17 protein-coding genes and 1 pseudogene are annotated in these 15,217 nt (G+C 64.5%); 14 read left to right on the top strand and 4 right to left on the bottom strand.

Features of this window, described 5'->3' with window-relative positions:
• A partial coding sequence (locus tag Q0J74_RS06370; protein WP_297212326.1) for a chromosomal replication initiator protein DnaA occupies window positions 1–869 on the bottom strand: 869 nt, incomplete at its 3' end.
• A gap of 371 nt (window positions 870–1,240) precedes the next feature.
• On the opposite strand from Q0J74_RS06370, the gene rpmH reads away from it, so the two are divergent.
• From rpmH to Q0J74_RS06430, 12 genes are all read left to right on the top strand, one after another.
• Complete coding sequence (gene rpmH / locus Q0J74_RS06375) at window positions 1,241–1,375, top strand: 50S ribosomal protein L34 (protein WP_006570963.1); 135 nt, start codon at window positions 1,241–1,243, stop codon at window positions 1,373–1,375.
• A 90-nt stretch (window positions 1,376–1,465) separates the two neighbouring features.
• Window positions 1,466–1,819, top strand: coding sequence for a ribonuclease P protein component (gene rnpA, locus Q0J74_RS06380; RefSeq protein WP_297212329.1), 354 nt, complete (start codon window positions 1,466–1,468; stop codon window positions 1,817–1,819).
• Window positions 1,816–2,034, top strand: coding sequence for a membrane protein insertion efficiency factor YidD (gene yidD, locus Q0J74_RS06385; protein WP_297212332.1), 219 nt, complete (start codon window positions 1,816–1,818; stop codon window positions 2,032–2,034). The genes rnpA and yidD overlap by 4 nt, the downstream gene beginning before the upstream one ends.
• Before the next feature lie 32 nt (window positions 2,035–2,066).
• Window positions 2,067–3,338: a YidC/Oxa1 family membrane protein insertase gene (locus Q0J74_RS06390; RefSeq protein WP_297212337.1), complete on the top strand. Its 1,272-nt coding sequence runs from the start codon at window positions 2,067–2,069 to the stop codon at window positions 3,336–3,338.
• 36 nt (window positions 3,339–3,374) lie between these two features.
• The gene (gene jag, locus Q0J74_RS06395; protein WP_297212339.1) at window positions 3,375–4,163 is read left to right on the top strand and encodes an RNA-binding cell elongation regulator Jag/EloR; all 789 of its coding nucleotides are present in this window, start codon (window positions 3,375–3,377) and stop codon (window positions 4,161–4,163) included.
• A 67-nt stretch (window positions 4,164–4,230) separates the two neighbouring features.
• Entirely contained in the window at window positions 4,231–5,547 is a 1,317-nt protein-coding gene (locus Q0J74_RS06400) for a serine dehydratase subunit alpha family protein (RefSeq protein WP_297212342.1), read from the top strand.
• A 79-nt stretch (window positions 5,548–5,626) separates the two neighbouring features.
• The gene (locus Q0J74_RS06405; protein ID WP_297212345.1) at window positions 5,627–6,526 is read left to right on the top strand and encodes a hypothetical protein; all 900 of its coding nucleotides are present in this window, start codon (window positions 5,627–5,629) and stop codon (window positions 6,524–6,526) included.
• Between the two features lie 41 nt (window positions 6,527–6,567).
• Window positions 6,568–7,041 (top strand): shikimate kinase, encoded by a 474-nt coding sequence (locus tag Q0J74_RS06410; RefSeq protein ID WP_297212348.1) that lies wholly within the window; start codon window positions 6,568–6,570, stop codon window positions 7,039–7,041.
• Window positions 7,042–7,252: 211 nt separating this feature from the next.
• Window positions 7,253–9,025 carry a DEAD/DEAH box helicase gene (locus tag Q0J74_RS06415; protein WP_297212352.1) on the top strand — a complete coding sequence of 591 codons (1,773 nt, stop codon included), beginning with the start codon at window positions 7,253–7,255 and terminating at the stop codon, window positions 9,023–9,025.
• A 137-nt stretch (window positions 9,026–9,162) separates the two neighbouring features.
• Window positions 9,163–9,774 carry a transcriptional repressor LexA gene (gene lexA / locus Q0J74_RS06420; RefSeq protein WP_297212355.1) on the top strand — a complete coding sequence of 204 codons (612 nt, stop codon included), beginning with the start codon at window positions 9,163–9,165 and terminating at the stop codon, window positions 9,772–9,774.
• 11 nt (window positions 9,775–9,785) lie between these two features.
• Window positions 9,786–10,241, top strand: a complete 456-nt coding sequence (locus Q0J74_RS06425; RefSeq protein ID WP_297212357.1) for a methylated-DNA--[protein]-cysteine S-methyltransferase — start codon at window positions 9,786–9,788, stop codon at window positions 10,239–10,241.
• Complete coding sequence (locus Q0J74_RS06430) at window positions 10,238–10,993, top strand: exodeoxyribonuclease III (RefSeq protein WP_297212360.1); 756 nt, start codon at window positions 10,238–10,240, stop codon at window positions 10,991–10,993. Before Q0J74_RS06425 ends, Q0J74_RS06430 begins: the two co-directional genes overlap by 4 nt.
• 65 nt (window positions 10,994–11,058) lie before the next feature.
• Here the strand turns inward: Q0J74_RS06430 and spoIIP are convergent, their stop codons facing one another.
• Window positions 11,059–12,216, bottom strand: coding sequence for a stage II sporulation protein P (spoIIP, locus tag Q0J74_RS06435; RefSeq protein ID WP_297212363.1), 1,158 nt, complete (start codon window positions 12,214–12,216; stop codon window positions 11,059–11,061).
• Window positions 12,217–12,371: 155 nt separating this feature from the next.
• Here spoIIP and Q0J74_RS06440 point away from each other — a divergent pair, with 155 nt between their 5' ends.
• Both Q0J74_RS06440 and Q0J74_RS06445 read left to right on the top strand, forming a co-directional pair.
• Window positions 12,372–12,860 (top strand): MarR family winged helix-turn-helix transcriptional regulator, encoded by a 489-nt coding sequence (locus Q0J74_RS06440; RefSeq protein WP_297212366.1) that lies wholly within the window; start codon window positions 12,372–12,374, stop codon window positions 12,858–12,860.
• A complete protein-coding gene (locus Q0J74_RS06445) occupies window positions 12,857–13,726 on the top strand; it encodes a DegV family protein (RefSeq protein WP_297212369.1) in 870 nt (289 codons plus the stop codon). The genes Q0J74_RS06440 and Q0J74_RS06445 overlap by 4 nt, the downstream gene beginning before the upstream one ends.
• Window positions 13,727–13,780: 54 nt before the next feature.
• Here Q0J74_RS06445 and asrC read toward each other — a convergent pair whose 3' ends face one another.
• Both asrC and Q0J74_RS06455 read right to left on the bottom strand, forming a co-directional pair.
• A complete protein-coding gene (gene asrC, locus Q0J74_RS06450) occupies window positions 13,781–14,848 on the bottom strand; it encodes a sulfite reductase subunit C (RefSeq protein WP_297212372.1) in 1,068 nt (355 codons plus the stop codon).
• An 18-nt stretch (window positions 14,849–14,866) separates the two neighbouring features.
• Window positions 14,867–15,217: pseudogene (locus Q0J74_RS06455) on the bottom strand (anaerobic sulfite reductase subunit AsrB); the annotation flags it as partial.

Here is a 15,217-nt window from a genome sequence, read left to right on the forward strand (position 1 = left end):
TACTGGAGCACCGGGTCGGGCAGGTTCATGCCCCGGCGGATGGCCTTGTTCTTGATGATGGCCACCCGGGTCTCATAGTCGGGGGGCTGGATGTCCACCGGCAGGCCCCATTCAAACCGGGTGCGCAGCCGGTCGTCCAGCCGCAGCATCTCCTTGGGGGGGCGGTCGGCGGTGAATACGATCTGCCGTCCGGCCTCGTACAGGGTATTGAAGGTGTGGAACATCTCCTCCTGGGTGGACTCCCGGCCGGCGATGAACTGCACATCGTCCATAAGGAACACGTCGGCAGAGCGGTATTTCTCCCGGAATTCCGGGTTGCGCCCCTCCCGGATGGCCTGGATCAGCTCGTTGGTGAAGGAGTCCCCCTTGATATACACAATGCGGTATTCCGGATGGTTACGGTGGATTTTGTGGGCGATGGCATAGAGCAGATGGGTCTTGCCCAGCCCCGACTCCCCGTAAATGAACAGAGGATTGTAGGTCTTGGCCGGCTGCTCGGCCACCGCCAGGGCGGCGGCGTGGGCGAATTTGTTGGAGGAACCCACCACAAACCGGTCAAAGGTGTACTCCTCCGTACCGGGGAGAAACACATCTTCAGGGGGCTTGCCGTAGCCCTCCAGCTCCCCCTCCCCCAGTACCACCACCTCAAACTCGGCGGAAAACAGCTCGTGAAGGGCCTTTTGAATGACGGGGACGTAGCGGGCCTGAATGATGTCCCGCTTGAAGTTGGAGGGGGTATGAATGACAAACCGGTTTGCCTCCAGCGCCACGGCGGCCGCGTCGTCAAACCAGGTGTTGATGGTGGTAGCGGTCATCTCCCCTTCCATCAGGGAGAGCACCTTAGCCCAGAGATCGGCGGGCAAATTCACGAGGAGACCACCTCTTTCAGTAAAATATCGTATCCAAGTAATTATATCAAAAAAACGCCCTGGGTGCAACGTATACCATATAAAAAAGAATTCCTTTTTCCGGGGTATTTTTGGCTCTCCGCCGGGCGGGTCCGCCGGCCTGTGGGAAGGAGAAAGAAGACCCACAAGATGTTGTATTCCCGCCTGTTATGGGAGAAAAAAACAGAAAAAGTTCCAAAGTAATGGTTGACAGGTGTTTTTGAAATAGGCTATAATACCATGTGCGCCGTGTATCCACGGCGGTGTAAAGCAGTTTTCTTTGTCAACCGCAGCCGGAAGGCTGTTGTGGAGGCGGGGTTTCCCGTCGATCTTTGAACAGGAGGTGTTCCCACATGGTTCGTACCTATCAGCCCAAGAAGCGCCAGCGCTCCAAGGAGCACGGGTTCCGCAAGCGCATGCGTACCGCCAACGGCCGGAAGGTTTTGGCCCGCCGCCGTGCGAAAGGCCGCGCCCGTCTGACCCACTGATGCTTCCGCGAATGGAATAGGGCTTTTATGAAGGGGCGGGGGAGCTTTCCCACCGCCCCTGCGCAGTATGTGCAGAAACGGAGCGGAAACGTGAAGCATACCATTTCCCTGAAACAGAATCATGTGTTTCGCCGGCTGTACAGCAAGGGGAAAAGCGGGGTGGACAGCCGCCTGGCGGTCTACTGCCGGAAAAATGGGGGAACCGAAAACCGGCTGGGACTCACCGTAGGGGTGAAGCTGGGCAAGGCCGTGGTGCGCAACCGGGTCCGCCGCCGGATTCGGGAGGCCTACCGGGTACATGAGGACCGGTTTCTGCCCGGCTACGACATTGTGGTGGTGGCCCGGGTAAAGGCGGGCCACAGCCGCTACCGGGAGCTGGAGCGCAGCCTGCTCACCCTGTCGGACAAGCTGGGTCTGCTGCGGAAGGAGGGGGCGAAGCGGTGAAATCCCTTTTGCTGGCCGCCATCCGTTTTTACCGGAGGTATATCTCCCCCGCCCGGCCCCCCTGCTGCCGGTTTATCCCCACCTGCTCGGCCTACGCCCTGGAGGCGGTGGAGAAATACGGAGCGTTCAAGGGCGGTCTTCTGGCCCTGCGCCGTCTGCTGAAATGTCAGCCTTTCCACAAGCAGGAGACCATTGAGTACGACCCCGTCCCGTAGTGGGACAGAATACGCAACATGGAGGCGCGCAAATGGATATCGTCCTTACCCCTTTCTCGTGGCTGCTGGAGGTTTTTTATAATTTCTGCGGCAGTTACGGCCTGGCGCTGATCTTATTCGCGCTGGTGGTCAAGGTGGTGCTGTTCCCCCTGTCTCTGAAGGGCAAGCGCAGCATGATCCAGATGAACATGCTCCAGGGTCAGATGCAGAAGCTGCAAAAGCAGTACGGCAACAACCGGGAGCGCTACAACGAAGAGGTGCAGAAGCTCTACGCCAAGGAGAAGATCAACCCCATGGGCGGCTGCCTGTGGTCCTTCATTCCCCTGATCATTCTGATGGTGCTCTATCCCATCATTCGCCTGCCCATCCACTACATGATGGGCATCAGCGACACCGGAGTGCTCAACACCATCGCCCAGACGGTGAACTGGAACGCGGTGGCGCTGGACATGGGGTGGATCAAGGAGGCGGTGGAGAGCTTTTCCGACACCGGCTACAACCAGCTGTATCTGGCCTCCCTCATCACCCCGGAGAACCTGGAGGCCGTCCGCGCCGCCGTGGGCGAGGCGGGGAGCCAGATTTTTTCCATCAACTTTGATTTTCTGGGCATTGTAGACCTGTCCCAAATTCCCCAGCTGAAATTCTGGACGGTGGAGCATGGGGGCTTTGCCCTGTTTCTGCTGCCGGTGATTTCCGCCGGTCTGAGCGTGGTGTTCTCCCTGGTTTCCATGAAGACCAACGCGGTGAACCAGCAGAGCACCCAGACCAACTCCACCATGAAGTCCATGATGATCGTCTCCCCCCTGATCTCTCTGTGGATTGGCTTCTCCATGCCGGCGGCCCTGTGTATTTACTGGATCGCCAACAGCCTGTTCTCCATGCTCCAGGAGTTCATCTGCGGCCGGCTGCTGAAGAAGGACTATGAGAAGGCCGCGGCCATGCAGGCCGAGCGGGCCCGCCTGGAGAAGGAGGAGGAGAAGGAGCAGCGCCGGAAGGCCGCCGAGGAGCGGGCCCGCCGGATTGAGGAGGAGAAGCAGAACAAGGGCAAGAAGAAGAAGGGCGAGAAGAAGCCCGTGGATGAGGATAAGATTCCCGGCTCGGTGAAGGAATTCAGCCGGGTGGGGATGCGGCAGTACGCCCGGGGACGGGCCTATGATCCCTACCGGTACAGCCAGGAGGGACCCACCGTCTATCCCGGGGAGGCCCCCCTCTTTGCCCGGAAACCCGCCGACGGACCGGAGGCGGTCACCGGGGAAGAACTCCCCGCCGTGGAGCCCACCGCCGGAGAGGAAACCAAGGAATAACGGCTTTGCCGAGACGCATAAGGAGAGAAACCCACTATGCTGAAATGGATCGAAAGCACCGGCAAAAGCGAGGAGGCGGCCGTTGAGGCCGCCCTGCAAAAGCTGGGAATGGATCGGGACGAGGTATCCGTGGAGATCCTGGAGCGGGCCAAGTCCGGATTTTTGGGCATCGGAAGCTGCCCGGCCAAGGTAAAGGTGAGTTATGAGGCGCCTGACGAGGAGCCGGAGGCGGCTGCCCCCCCTGAGCCGGAGGCCCCGGCGGCCAAGGCGGAGCGGCCCGCGCCCCAGCCCCGTACGGAGCGGCCCGCCCCGGCGGACAAGGGGGAGCAGAGCGCTCCGGCGGCGGCCCCCCTGGCGGGGGACGACCGGGGAGCGGCCATTGAGGCCTTTCTCACCGGCCTTTTGGCGCATATGGGCGCCCAGGCCGCTCCGGAGATTCGGGTGGATGAAAACGGCACCTACCAGGTGGAGCTGGTGGGCCAGGACCTGGGCGGCCTCATCGGCCGCCGGGGGGAGACCCTGGACGCCATCCAGCAGCTCACCGGTTACGCGGTCAATCACGGCCAGTCCAAGCGGGTCCGGGTCCATGTGGACGCAGAAGGCTACCGGGCCAAGCGGGAGGAGTCCCTGGTGCGGCTGGCCCGAAAGGTGGCGGGCAAGGTGGTCAAATACCGCCGCAACGTCACCCTGGAGCCCATGAACGCCTATGAGCGGCATGTGATTCACACCGCCCTTCAGGACACCCCGGACGTGACCACCTATTCCATCGGCACCGAGCCCAACCGCCGCACGGTGGTGGCCTACAGCCGGGGCGAGCACCGGTAAGACAGGAAAACAGCGGTCTGTCCCCATACCGTCGGGACAGGCCGCTTTTTGCAGGGAGGGGCAGCATATGAAGCCAGGGGAAGGAACTTATCAGGCCTATGTCAGCATTCTGAAGGAGGAACTGCTCCCCGCCATGGGTTGTACCGAACCCATCGCGGTGGCCTACTGCGGGGCGGTGGCCCGGCGGACGCTGGGGACACTCCCCGACCGGGTGGAGGTGGAGGCCAGCGGCAACCTGATTAAAAACGTAAAAAGCGTGGTGGTTCCCAACACCGGCCACCGCCACGGGATTCCGGCGGCGGTGGCGGCCGGGATTGTGGCGGGAAATCCGGACAAGCAGCTGGAGGTGATCTCCCAGGTCACTGCCGCCCAGCAGGCGGAGATCGGAGCTTTTCTGGAAAAAACGCCGGTGGAGGTGCGCCTGGCGGAGACTCCTTTGATCTTTGACCTGGTGGTAACCCTGTTCCGGGGGAGCGCCCGGGCCAAGGTGCGAATTGCCAATTTCCACACCAACATTGTCCTGGTGGAAAAGGACGGGCGTGAGCTGCTGCGCAGAGAGGTGACGGGAGATACGGAGGGGGGCCTTACCGACCGGAGCTGCCTGACGGTGGCGGGCATTCTGGACTTTGCCGGCGCCGTGGACCTGGAGGACGTGTCCCCCCTGCTGGACGCCCAGGTTACCTGCAACATGGCCATCGCGGAGGAGGGCCTGCGGGGGGACTACGGGGCCAACGTGGGAAAGGTACTGATGTCCTCTCATCCGGAGGTGCTCTCCGCCGGGGGACCCTCCGCCGTGCGGCTGCGGGCCAGGGCCATGGCCGCCGCCGGCAGCGACGCCCGGATGAACGGCTGTGAGCTGCCGGTGGTAATCAACTCTGGCAGCGGAAACCAGGGCATTACCGCTTCGGTACCCGTGGTTGTGTACGCCCGGGCCATGGGCGTGGAGCGGGAGCGGCTGTACCGAGCGCTGGTGGTGTCCAACCTGCTGGCCATCCACCAGAAGTCCACCATCGGCCGGCTGTCCGCCTACTGCGGGGCCATCAACGCCGGCGCCGCCGCCGGCGCGGCCATCGCCTACCTGGAGGGGGGCGGCCTGGACGCCGTCTCTCACACCCTGGTCAACGCCCTGGCCATCTCCTCCGGTGTCATCTGCGACGGGGCCAAGGCCTCCTGCGCGGGAAAAATCGCCCTGGCGGTGGACAGCGGCATCCTGGGCTGGGAGATGTACCGCCAGGGCCAGCAGTTTCTGGCCGGGGAGGGCATTGTGAAAAAGGGCGTGGAAAACATGATCGCCAGCGTGGGCCGCCTGGGCCGGGAGGGCATGCGGGAGACCGACCGGGAGATCCTTCATATCATGGTGGACAAATGGATGAGCGGGGACTGACGGCTTTTGCTTGTCTGGGCAGCTTCGGTTTGATATACTGAGCCTGTAAGGCGGGACCGGGCGAAAGGAGCGGACGGAGATGCGCAAAATACACTGTGCCGACTGCGGCAAGAACTATGACTATGACGTGGACGATTTCTGCCCCCGCTGCGGCAGCTTCAACCCGCCCCCAGACGGCGGCGCCACCCGGCTGGAACAGGAGCTGCTCTCCCGCTTCCAGCAGCCGGGGTCCGGGATCCGGGGTCCGGGCAAACAGGCCCGCGCCGTGTCCTATCACCCCACCTACGGCAGCGGCCCCGATTTGAAGCCCGGACGCACCCACACCGGCCGCATCCAGAGCTGCGCAGCCTGCGAACCGAAGCAGAAGAAAAAGAACGGCGGCCTCAAGGTCATGGTTCTTGTGGTGGTGGTGCTGGTGCTCCTCTTCGCCCTCTCTCCCCTGGTGGAGCTGGGCATCCGCCAGGCCATCACCGCCTTTGACGGGCTGAGCGACGCCTTCGGCAGCCGGGAGGAGGGTCACGCCGCCCCGGCGGAGGTGCTGGTGGACGAGGAGCCGGTACCGGCGGAGGAGCTGCTTGGAAACTGGTATGAGGACTATGACACCTTTACCCTCTCCAATGGTCAGCAGGTTTCGGTGGGCGGCCGCTGGCAGCCCTGGCTGCCCGACTGGTATCTGGAACAGTTTCCGGCGGATACCCGCTGCCTGGCGGTGGACCTGTGGGTGTTGGGGGAGCCGGGGGACGACTATGTACCCACGCTGCTGGTGACGGAGGACGGCGCCAGTTATCTGCCTGAGGAGCTGCCCCTCCAGGTGACGGAGGAGTGCGGGCTGGAGAGCGTCTCCCTGGCCGACGGCATGGCTAATGAGGAGCTGTACGGCCATCTCTTTTACTTCCTGCCGGAGCAGGAGGCGGAGGGAGAGCTGTCGGTGCTGATTATGGACACGGAGAGTATCTGGGTTTCTCTGACAGCAGAATAGGAGGAATTACTCTGAGGAAAAGCAATCTCACCCTCATCGGCATGCCCGGCTCGGGGAAGAGCACCGTGGGCGTACTTCTGGCCAAGGCCCTGGGATACGCCTTTTTGGACACCGACCTGCTGCTCCAGCAGCAGCGGGGCGTGCTGCTCCAGGACCTGCTGAACCAGCTGGGAGTGGAGGCCTTTCTGGACGCGGAAGCGGAGACGGTCAGCGGCCTGACCTGCACCGGAACGGTGATCGCCCCCGGGGGCAGCGTGGTGTGCCGCCCCAGCGGCATGGCCCGGCTGAAGGCGCTGGGACCGGTGGTGTACCTCCATGTGCCTCTGGCGGAGCTGGAGCGGCGGGTGGACAACATCACCACCCGGGGCATTGCCATGGCCCCCGGCCAGACCCTGGCCGATGTGTATGCCCAGCGGGAGCCCCTGTACCGCCGGTATGCCGACGTGACGGTGGAAGTCCGCCCCGGCGCCGGGCTGGAGGAGACGGTGGCGGCGGTGCTGGCAAAGCTCTTGTAATTTTTGAAATCCGTGGTATACTATGGCTTGACGGTATTTCAGCCTGACGAAAGGGGCGCGGCGCCCTTTTCGTCAGCCTCGTTTATGACCACCACGTTGCCCGCTGGCTTCCCGGCGGGCTTCGTCGTGTTTCGTCCTGCCCCCGCGCGGCAGGCCATTTTTTTCACCGCCCCCGGCGCGGAAGGGGCGGACCATGAAAGGAACGGACCACATGACATTTCAGGAACTGGGCCTGCGCGGCGAGCTGCTGCGGGCGCTGGCCCAACAGGGGTATGAGCACCCCTCCCCCATTCAGGAAAAGGCCATTCCCCCCGCCCTGGCGGGCCGGGATGTGCTGGGCTGCGCCCAGACCGGCACGGGGAAGACCTGCGCCTTTGCCGCCCCCATCCTCCAGCGGCTGGCGGCGGCTCCCGTCTCCGGCCGGCCCATCCGGGCGCTGATCCTCACCCCCACCCGGGAGCTGGCCCTCCAGATTCAGGAGAGCTTTGCCGCCTACGGCAGGCACCTGCCCTTGCGCTCGGCGGTCATCTTCGGCGGAGTGGGACAAAATCCCCAGGTGGAGCAGCTGAAACGGGGGGTGGACATTCTGGTGGCCACCCCCGGCCGGCTGGGCGATTTGTACCAGCAGGGCTTTGTGGAGCTGACCCGGCTGGAGATCTTCGTGCTGGACGAGGCCGACCGGATGCTGGACATGGGCTTCATCCACGACGTGCGGCGAATTCTGGGCTGGCTGCCCAAAAAAAAGCAGACCCTCTTCTTCTCCGCCACCATGCCCCCGGAGGTGCGCAGCCTGGTAGACTCCCTGCTGGTAAATCCGGTGAAGGTGGCGGTGGACCCGGTGTCCTCCCCGGTGGAGGTCATCGACCAGAAGCTGTATTACGTGGACCGGGGGAATAAGAGCAAGCTGCTGGCCGCCCTGATCCGGGAGCTGGGGGTGAAAAACGCCCTGGTGTTCACCCGCACCAAGCACGGAGCCAACAAGGTGGCGGGGGAGCTGGGGAAAGCGGGGATCTCCGCCGCCGCCATTCACGGCAACAAGAGCCAGACCGCCCGGCAGCAGGCCCTGGCCGATTTCAAGTCGGGGGCGGTGCAGGTCCTGGTGGCCACCGACATTGCCGCCCGGGGTCTGGATATTGAGGAGCTCAGCCATGTGTTCAACTACAACCTGCCCGATGTGCCGGAAACCTATGTCCACCGCATCGGCCGCACCGGCCGGGCGGGCCGTGGCGGCACCGCCATCTCCTTCTGCGACGTAAACGAGCGGGAGGAGCTGAAGGGCATTGAAAAGCTGCTGGGCAAGCCCATTCCGGTGGTGGAAAACCACCCCTGGCCCATGGAGGTGCTGGAGCCCCTGCCCAAAGACAAGAAGGGCCGGGTGATAAACCCGGAGGACGCGGAGGCCCGGGCGGCAGCCCGGGAAAAGCGCCGGAGCCGGGAAGGCCCGGCCAAGGCGGCCCTCCAGGCAGAGCCGGTCCCGCCTCCGCCCGCCCCCGCCCGGAAGGAAACGGGGAAGCCCCAGCGAAAAGAAGAGCCGGACCAGCCGCCGCGGGAGGAGCGGAAGCCCCGGCGGGGAATACGGGCCAGCAAAACCCTGGAGCAGGCCCTCACCGCCACCGCCCCCGCCCGCCCCGCCCCTCAGCCGGAGTACACCGACTTTCACAGGCCGGACCCCCTGGCCAGCGACGTAATTATGGACGCCACCGCCCGCCTTCTGGCCCCCCGCCGCCCGGCGGCGGAGGCCCCCGCCCAGGAGCGGGAGAAAAAGCAGCGGCGGCGGAAGAAGCCTGCGCCCCCGCCGCCGGCACCCGTCCGTGAGGCCGCCCCCTCCAGAGAGGCGTCCAAGCCCTCCCCGGGGCGGAAGAAGGAGCGGCGGAACCGGGACCGGGGCGGCCGGCGCCCCGGGGAACCCACCCTGCACAGCCATCAGAAGGACTCCACCGAGCAGCCCAGCCTGATGAAGCCCTACTACCTCAGCGACGATTGATACCCGCTTCCGGCAGCCAGTGGGCGGATGAACGCATCCGCCCGCTTTTTTTAGTTGAATTTAGAACAAATGTTTGCATTCTGCGGGCAGCTGTGGTATACTCAAGCTGGAAGATACCATGGTAAGGAGGGTCTGCCATGAAGGCGCTTACACCCAAGCAGCAGCAGATCTATACGTATATCCTCTCCTTTTCCCAGACCCACGGCTATCCCCCCTCGGTGCGGGAGATTGGGGAGTATGTGGGGTTAAAATCCCCCTCCACCGTCCACTTCCACCTCAAAGGGCTGGAAAGCGCGGGACTTATCACCAAGGCGGAGGGCAAGACCCGGGCCATCACCGTGAGCGCTCCTCACGCCGCCCCCGCCCCGGCGGAGCCGCCCCGGGACCGGATTCCGGTGGTGGGCAATGTGGCCGCCGGGTCCCCCATTCTGGCCCAGGAGTGTGTGGAGGACTATCTGACCTTTGAGACCGGGGGCCGGGAGGGGGAGTATTTCGCCCTCCAGGTCCGGGGGGAATCCATGAAGTACGCCGGCATTCTGCCCGGGGATCTGGTGGTGGTCCACCAGCAGGCAGACGCCCGCAGCGGGGAGATTGTGGTGGCCCTGTTTGAGGAGGAGGCCACGGTAAAGACCCTCCGCCGGAAGGATGGCCACACCTGGCTCATGCCGGAGAACCCGGAGTACGAGCCCATTGACGGGGACGGCTGCACCATTCTGGGCAAGGTCACCGCTGTGGTGCGGCGGTACTGAGCGGCGCGGCAGTGGATCGCGTGGTATTTGACACGCCGGTGGGACCCATGGCTCTGGAGTGCCGGGGTGAGGTGCTTACCGCTCTCTATCTCCCCTGCCGGCCCATGGAGGCGGCAGGGACTGAGACGGCGCTGCTGGCGCGGGGCCGGGAGGAGCTGCTGGAGTATTTCCAGGGAAAGCGGCGGAGCTTTGACCTGCCGCTGGACCCCCGGGGAACCGCCTTTCAGCGGGCGGTGTGGGAGGAGCTGGCCCGGGTGCCGTACGGCCAGGTGGTGACCTATGGGGAGCTGGCCCGCCGGGTGGGCAGTCCCCGGGCCTGCCGGGCGGTGGGCCAGGCCAACCATCGCAATCCCCTGCCCATCTTCCTCCCCTGCCACCGGGTGGTGGGGGCGAAGGGTACCCTCACCGGCTATGCCGGGGGACTGGCGCTGAAAGAATATTTATTGGAACTGGAGAAAGACGGATGAAGCTGATTACCTGGAACGTCAACGGCCTGCGGGCCTGCCTGAATAAAGGGTTTCTGGACTTTTTCCACAGCGCAGACGCCGATGTGGTGTGTCTTCAGGAGACCAAGCTCCAGCCCCACCAGATTGCGCTGGAGCTGCCCGGCTACCAGCTGTTCTGGAACAGCGCGGAGAAGAAGGGCTATTCCGGCACGGCGGTGTTTACCCGGGTAAAGCCCCTGGGGGTCAGCTACGGGCTGGGCATACCGGAGCACGATACCGAGGGCCGGGTGATTACCGTGGAGTACGAGCCGTTCTACCTGGTGTGCTGCTACACCCCCAACGCCCAGAACGAGCTGGCCCGGATCGACTACCGCATGGCGTGGGAGGACGCCTTCCGGGCCTACCTGTTAGAGCTGGACAAAAAAAAGCCGGTGGTACTGTGCGGAGACCTGAACGTGGCCCACGAGGAGATCGACCTGAAGAACCCCAAGTCCAACCGGGGCAACGCCGGCTTTTCCGACCAGGAGCGGGAGAAGATGACGGTGCTGCTGTCCAGTGGGTTTTCCGACACCTTCCGGGTCCTCTATCCCAATCAGGAGGGGGCCTACACCTGGTGGAGCTACCGGTTCAACGCCCGGAAGAACAACGCAGGCTGGCGGATTGATTACTTCATTGTGTCAGACCGGCTGATGCCCCGGGTGAAGGACCAGATCATCCACAGCCAGATCACCGGCAGCGACCACTGCCCGGTGGAGCTGACGCTGGAGCTGTGACAGACGGACACGGGTCCGGCGCGGAGAGAACCTTCCTCTCCGCGCCGGACCCGTGTATTTTGCTGTTATGCCTCCAGACCCAGCAGCACCTGGCCGGCGGCCCGGGCGAAAAGCCGGGCGGCGGCCAGAGCCTCCTGGAGGGTGTTGCCGTGGGTTCCCACCTCCACCAGCAGGGAGCCGGAGCACAGCTGCTGGTTGTACCGGGAGGAGCGGAGGGTCATGGGCCGGGCCAGGGTGGGATAGAGGGTGTTCATCCCGTTCTGGATCTTGCAGGCCAAGGTGAGGTTGGACCGCCAGTTTGGATGCTCCCCGCCCTCGCTGGAGCCCAGCACCAGCATCACCTGGGCGGTGGACGCCCCGTCTACGGTGGTCACCGCCTTGTACACCGTGCCGTCCTCTCCGATGAGGGCGTCCCGGTGGACATCCAGCACCACCCGGATGGTGGGGTACTCCTCCAGCCAGGCCGCCACCGCCGCCGCGGAGCGGTCGTAGGCGCCGTTATACTGGGGGTAGTCGTACAGCGTTTCGTCATGGACCACCTCCAGACCCATCTCAGTGAAGACCCGCTCCATCTCCGCCCCCACCCGCACCATGTTGTAGCTGGTGTCCAGGGTGCGGGTGTTGTTGTCCGAGGGGAGGTACACGTCGGTGCCGTCGGGGGTGTAGGCCTCGGTGGCGTGGGTGTGGAGGATGAGGATCTGCGGCCCCTCCTCCTCCAGGGTGAGTTCCACCGGCGCGGCGGCGGCGGCGGCCAGATCCGCCTCCAGCCCGGTGCGGTTGTAGAGGTACAGTCCCCCCGCCACGTCGTATCCCTCCGGACTGGTGGGGACCAGTGTGCGGGCCACAATGTCCGACGGGGCGGCGGTGGTGGCCGGCAGCGGGGTGATGTCGTCCAGGTCCCGGGCGGGCTGCCCGGCGGGGAGCTCCGGCTCCTCCTCCCCGTCCGCCTCCCCCTCACCTCCGGAATTGGCCAGCAGCAGGGGGGACTGTCCCACCGCCAGCCGCCCCCACCCGTCCAGACCGGCCAGCGGCCCGAGGCCGGGGTCCAGCCCCAGTTCCGCCTCCAGGGCCGCCGCCACAAAGCCCGGGTCCTCCCCCAGCCCCCGCAGGGCGCCCGCCGCCCCCGCCCCGGTACACAGGGGGAGCACCCACACCGCCAGGGTGGCCAGAAACAGGGCCAGCCCCCGGCGCAGCAGCCGCCCCCACAAAATTCTCTGCCCCATATCCCATCATCCTTTGTAGTTTGATAGTCATACCTATGCCTCCGCCCCGGGAAATATGCGCCTGTCCCCGCCCGGCAAAAAACTTTGACCATCAAAGTATCTTGACATTTTCTCCGGCGGGAGTATAATGCTTAACAGCGTAAGGAGGGAGGCACGTGGAACAGGGCAGAGAGATGCTCAACCGCTTTTTCACGGACCTGTTTGACCGCTTTCAGCGCGCGGAGGCCGGCTTTTTATCGGGGGCGGACCTTTCGCCCCAGGAGGCCCGGCTGCTGGAGGCGGTGTGCCGGGCGGTGGACGGCGGGCTGGACAACCGCTCCGCGGCCATCGCGGCGGAGCGCCGGGTGACGGCGGGGACCCTGACGGCGGCGGTCAAGCTGCTGGAAAAGAAGGGGTATCTCACCCGCCGCCGGGACGAGCGGGACAGGCGGGTGGTACGGCTGACCCCCACCGAGCTGGGCCGCCGGGCCAGCGAGAAGTATGCCGCCTTTCGCAAGCGGGTAACGGAAAATGCCATCGCCGCCCTGACGGAGGATGAGACGGCGGCCTTCGCCCGGGCGGTGGAGAAATTGTCCCAGGCGGTTTGCCTGGCCGCACCCCGGGCGGAAATTCGCGGGGAGACAAATATGGAGGGAACAATATGAGCACCATAGCCATTGCCACCGACAGCAACAGCGGCATCACCCAGGCCCAGGGCAGGGAGCTGGGGATCTTCGTGCTGCCCATGCCCTTTTATATCAATGACGAGCTGTTTCTGGAGGACATCACCCTGACCCAGGAGCAGTTTTATCAGCGCCTGGGGGAGGATGCGGACGTGAAGACCACCCAGCCCGCCCCGGGGGACGTGATCGAGCTGTGGGAGAACATCCTGAAGGAGTACGACCAGGTGGTGTACATCCCCATGTCCAGCGGCCTGAGCTCCTCCTGGGAGACCGCCCAGATGCTGTCGGAGGACTACGAGGGAAAGGTCTTCGTGGTGAACAACCAGCGCATCTCCATCACCCAGCGCCAGTCGGTGCTGGACGCCCAGGCCATGGTACGGGCCGGTATGAGTGCGGCGGAGATCAAGGCCAGGCTGGAGCAGACCAAGTTTGATTCGGACATCTACATCACGGTGGACACCCTGAAGTATCTGAAGAAGGGCGGCCGCTGCACCCCGGCGGCGGCGGCCATCGGCACGGTGCTGGGTCTGAAGCCGGTGCTGCGCATTCAGGGGGAGAAGCTGGATTCCTTCTCCAAGGCCCGTGGGTGGAAGGCGGCCAAGAAGACCATGCTGGACGCCGCCCGGGCGGCCATGGACACCCAGTTTGCCGGCCTGTCCGGGCCTGAGCAGCTCCACATCGCCGCGGCCTACACCGGCAGGCGGGAGGATGCTCAGGAGTGGCTGGAGGAGCTGGAGAGCACCTTCCCCGGTTACCCCATCCACATGGACCCCCTGTCCCTGTCGGTGGCCTGCCACATCGGCCCAGGCGCCCTGGCGGTGGCGGTGATGAAGGCCCTGGAGCCCTGAAGACAAGAAAAAGCCCGGCCTGCCGCATCTGCGGCAGGCCGGGCTTTCTTCTGCTTATTCCTGGGGTCCGGCGGTGTGGTGCATGCTCAGGGGTTTCACGTTGAAGTTGGAGCGGTACTCGGTCTCATGCCAGAAGATATCCTCGGCCACCAGGCACTCGGGGTTGAGCTCCACCCCGTCCAGCATGATCTCCTTGAACTTCTTGTACCCCGCCCGGTCGATGAGGTGGCCGCCGTGGAGGTACTCCGGCTTGTAGTCCATGACCCAGGCGGAGAATTTCTGCCAGTTTCTGAGCACGCCCAGGATGACCTCCTCGGTGGCCCAGTTGAGGAACATCTTGCCGGTGCGGGGGGTCTGCCGGCCGGTGCGGCCCCCCAGGATGACCCGGTAGAACTTGGTCTCCTGCCTTGTCCAGGCGGAGGTGGGGCAGATTTTCACGCACTCGCCGCAGCCCACGCAGCAGCAGGGGTCCTTGTCGATCTTACCCACCCCCTCGTTGACGGAGAGCACCCGGGTGGCCCCGTGCTCACAGGCCCGGACACAGGCGCCGCAGCCGATGCACCGCTCGGGGTGGTAGGTCATCCGGGCCACGCCGATGATGCCGAAGTCGCACAGGTGGGCCTTGTTGCAGTCGTTGGGGCAGCCGGCGATGTTGATCTTGATGTGGTAGTGGCTGGGGAAGATGATGGGCTCGATCTTCCGGGCCAGCTCGAAGGTGTTGCAGTTGCCGCAGATGCAGTGGTAGTTGCCCACGCAGGCGGTGATGTTCCGGGCGCCGATGGTGGGATAGCCCGCCTTGGGGTCCCAGGGCTGGGGCTCGTGGGCCACGGTGTGCATGTCCACCCCGCACAGCTGGGCGTCCACCTCTTTGATGTAGGTCTCCAAGTAGGCGTTTACCGCCGGCACGTTCTCGTACTTGATGCCCGTTATGTCGAAGGTCTGCCGGGTGCCGAAGTGGAAATTGCCGTCCCCCCAGGTGTTGGCAATGTGCTCCACGTAGGAGAGGTACTTGGCGTCCACCATGCCGCCCGGGACCCGCATCTGGAGCATGAACTCGCCGGGGACCTTGGACTGCCGGAAGCAGTTCAGGCGCATCTTTTTGACGTTGATATCGTGATTCATCCTTCACCCACTCCTCTCTCAGTCCACCAGGTCCCGGGCCACGGTGTAGGGAAACACGGGGCCGTCCAGACAGACGTACACCTCGTCGATCCGGCAGTGGCCGCACTTGCCCACGGCGCAGGACATCTTGCGCTCAAAGCTCATCCACACTTTGTCGGCGTCCACGCCGTTGTTCATCAGCTCCAGGCCGGTGAACTTCATCATGGGGGGCGGCCCCACCACCACCACGGCGTAGTTGCCGTCGAAGGAGGCGAAGGGAATTTCCTTGACGAAGGTAGTCACCAGGCCGGTACGCCAGCCCTCCTTGGCGTCGTTGTCCAGGGCGTAGATGGTGGAGAACTTGTCCTGCCATCCCTCCAGCTCGCTGTG

The sequence above is a fragment of the uncultured Flavonifractor sp. genome, from assembly GCF_944387675.1.
GTDB lineage: Bacteria > Bacillota > Clostridia > Oscillospirales > Oscillospiraceae > Flavonifractor.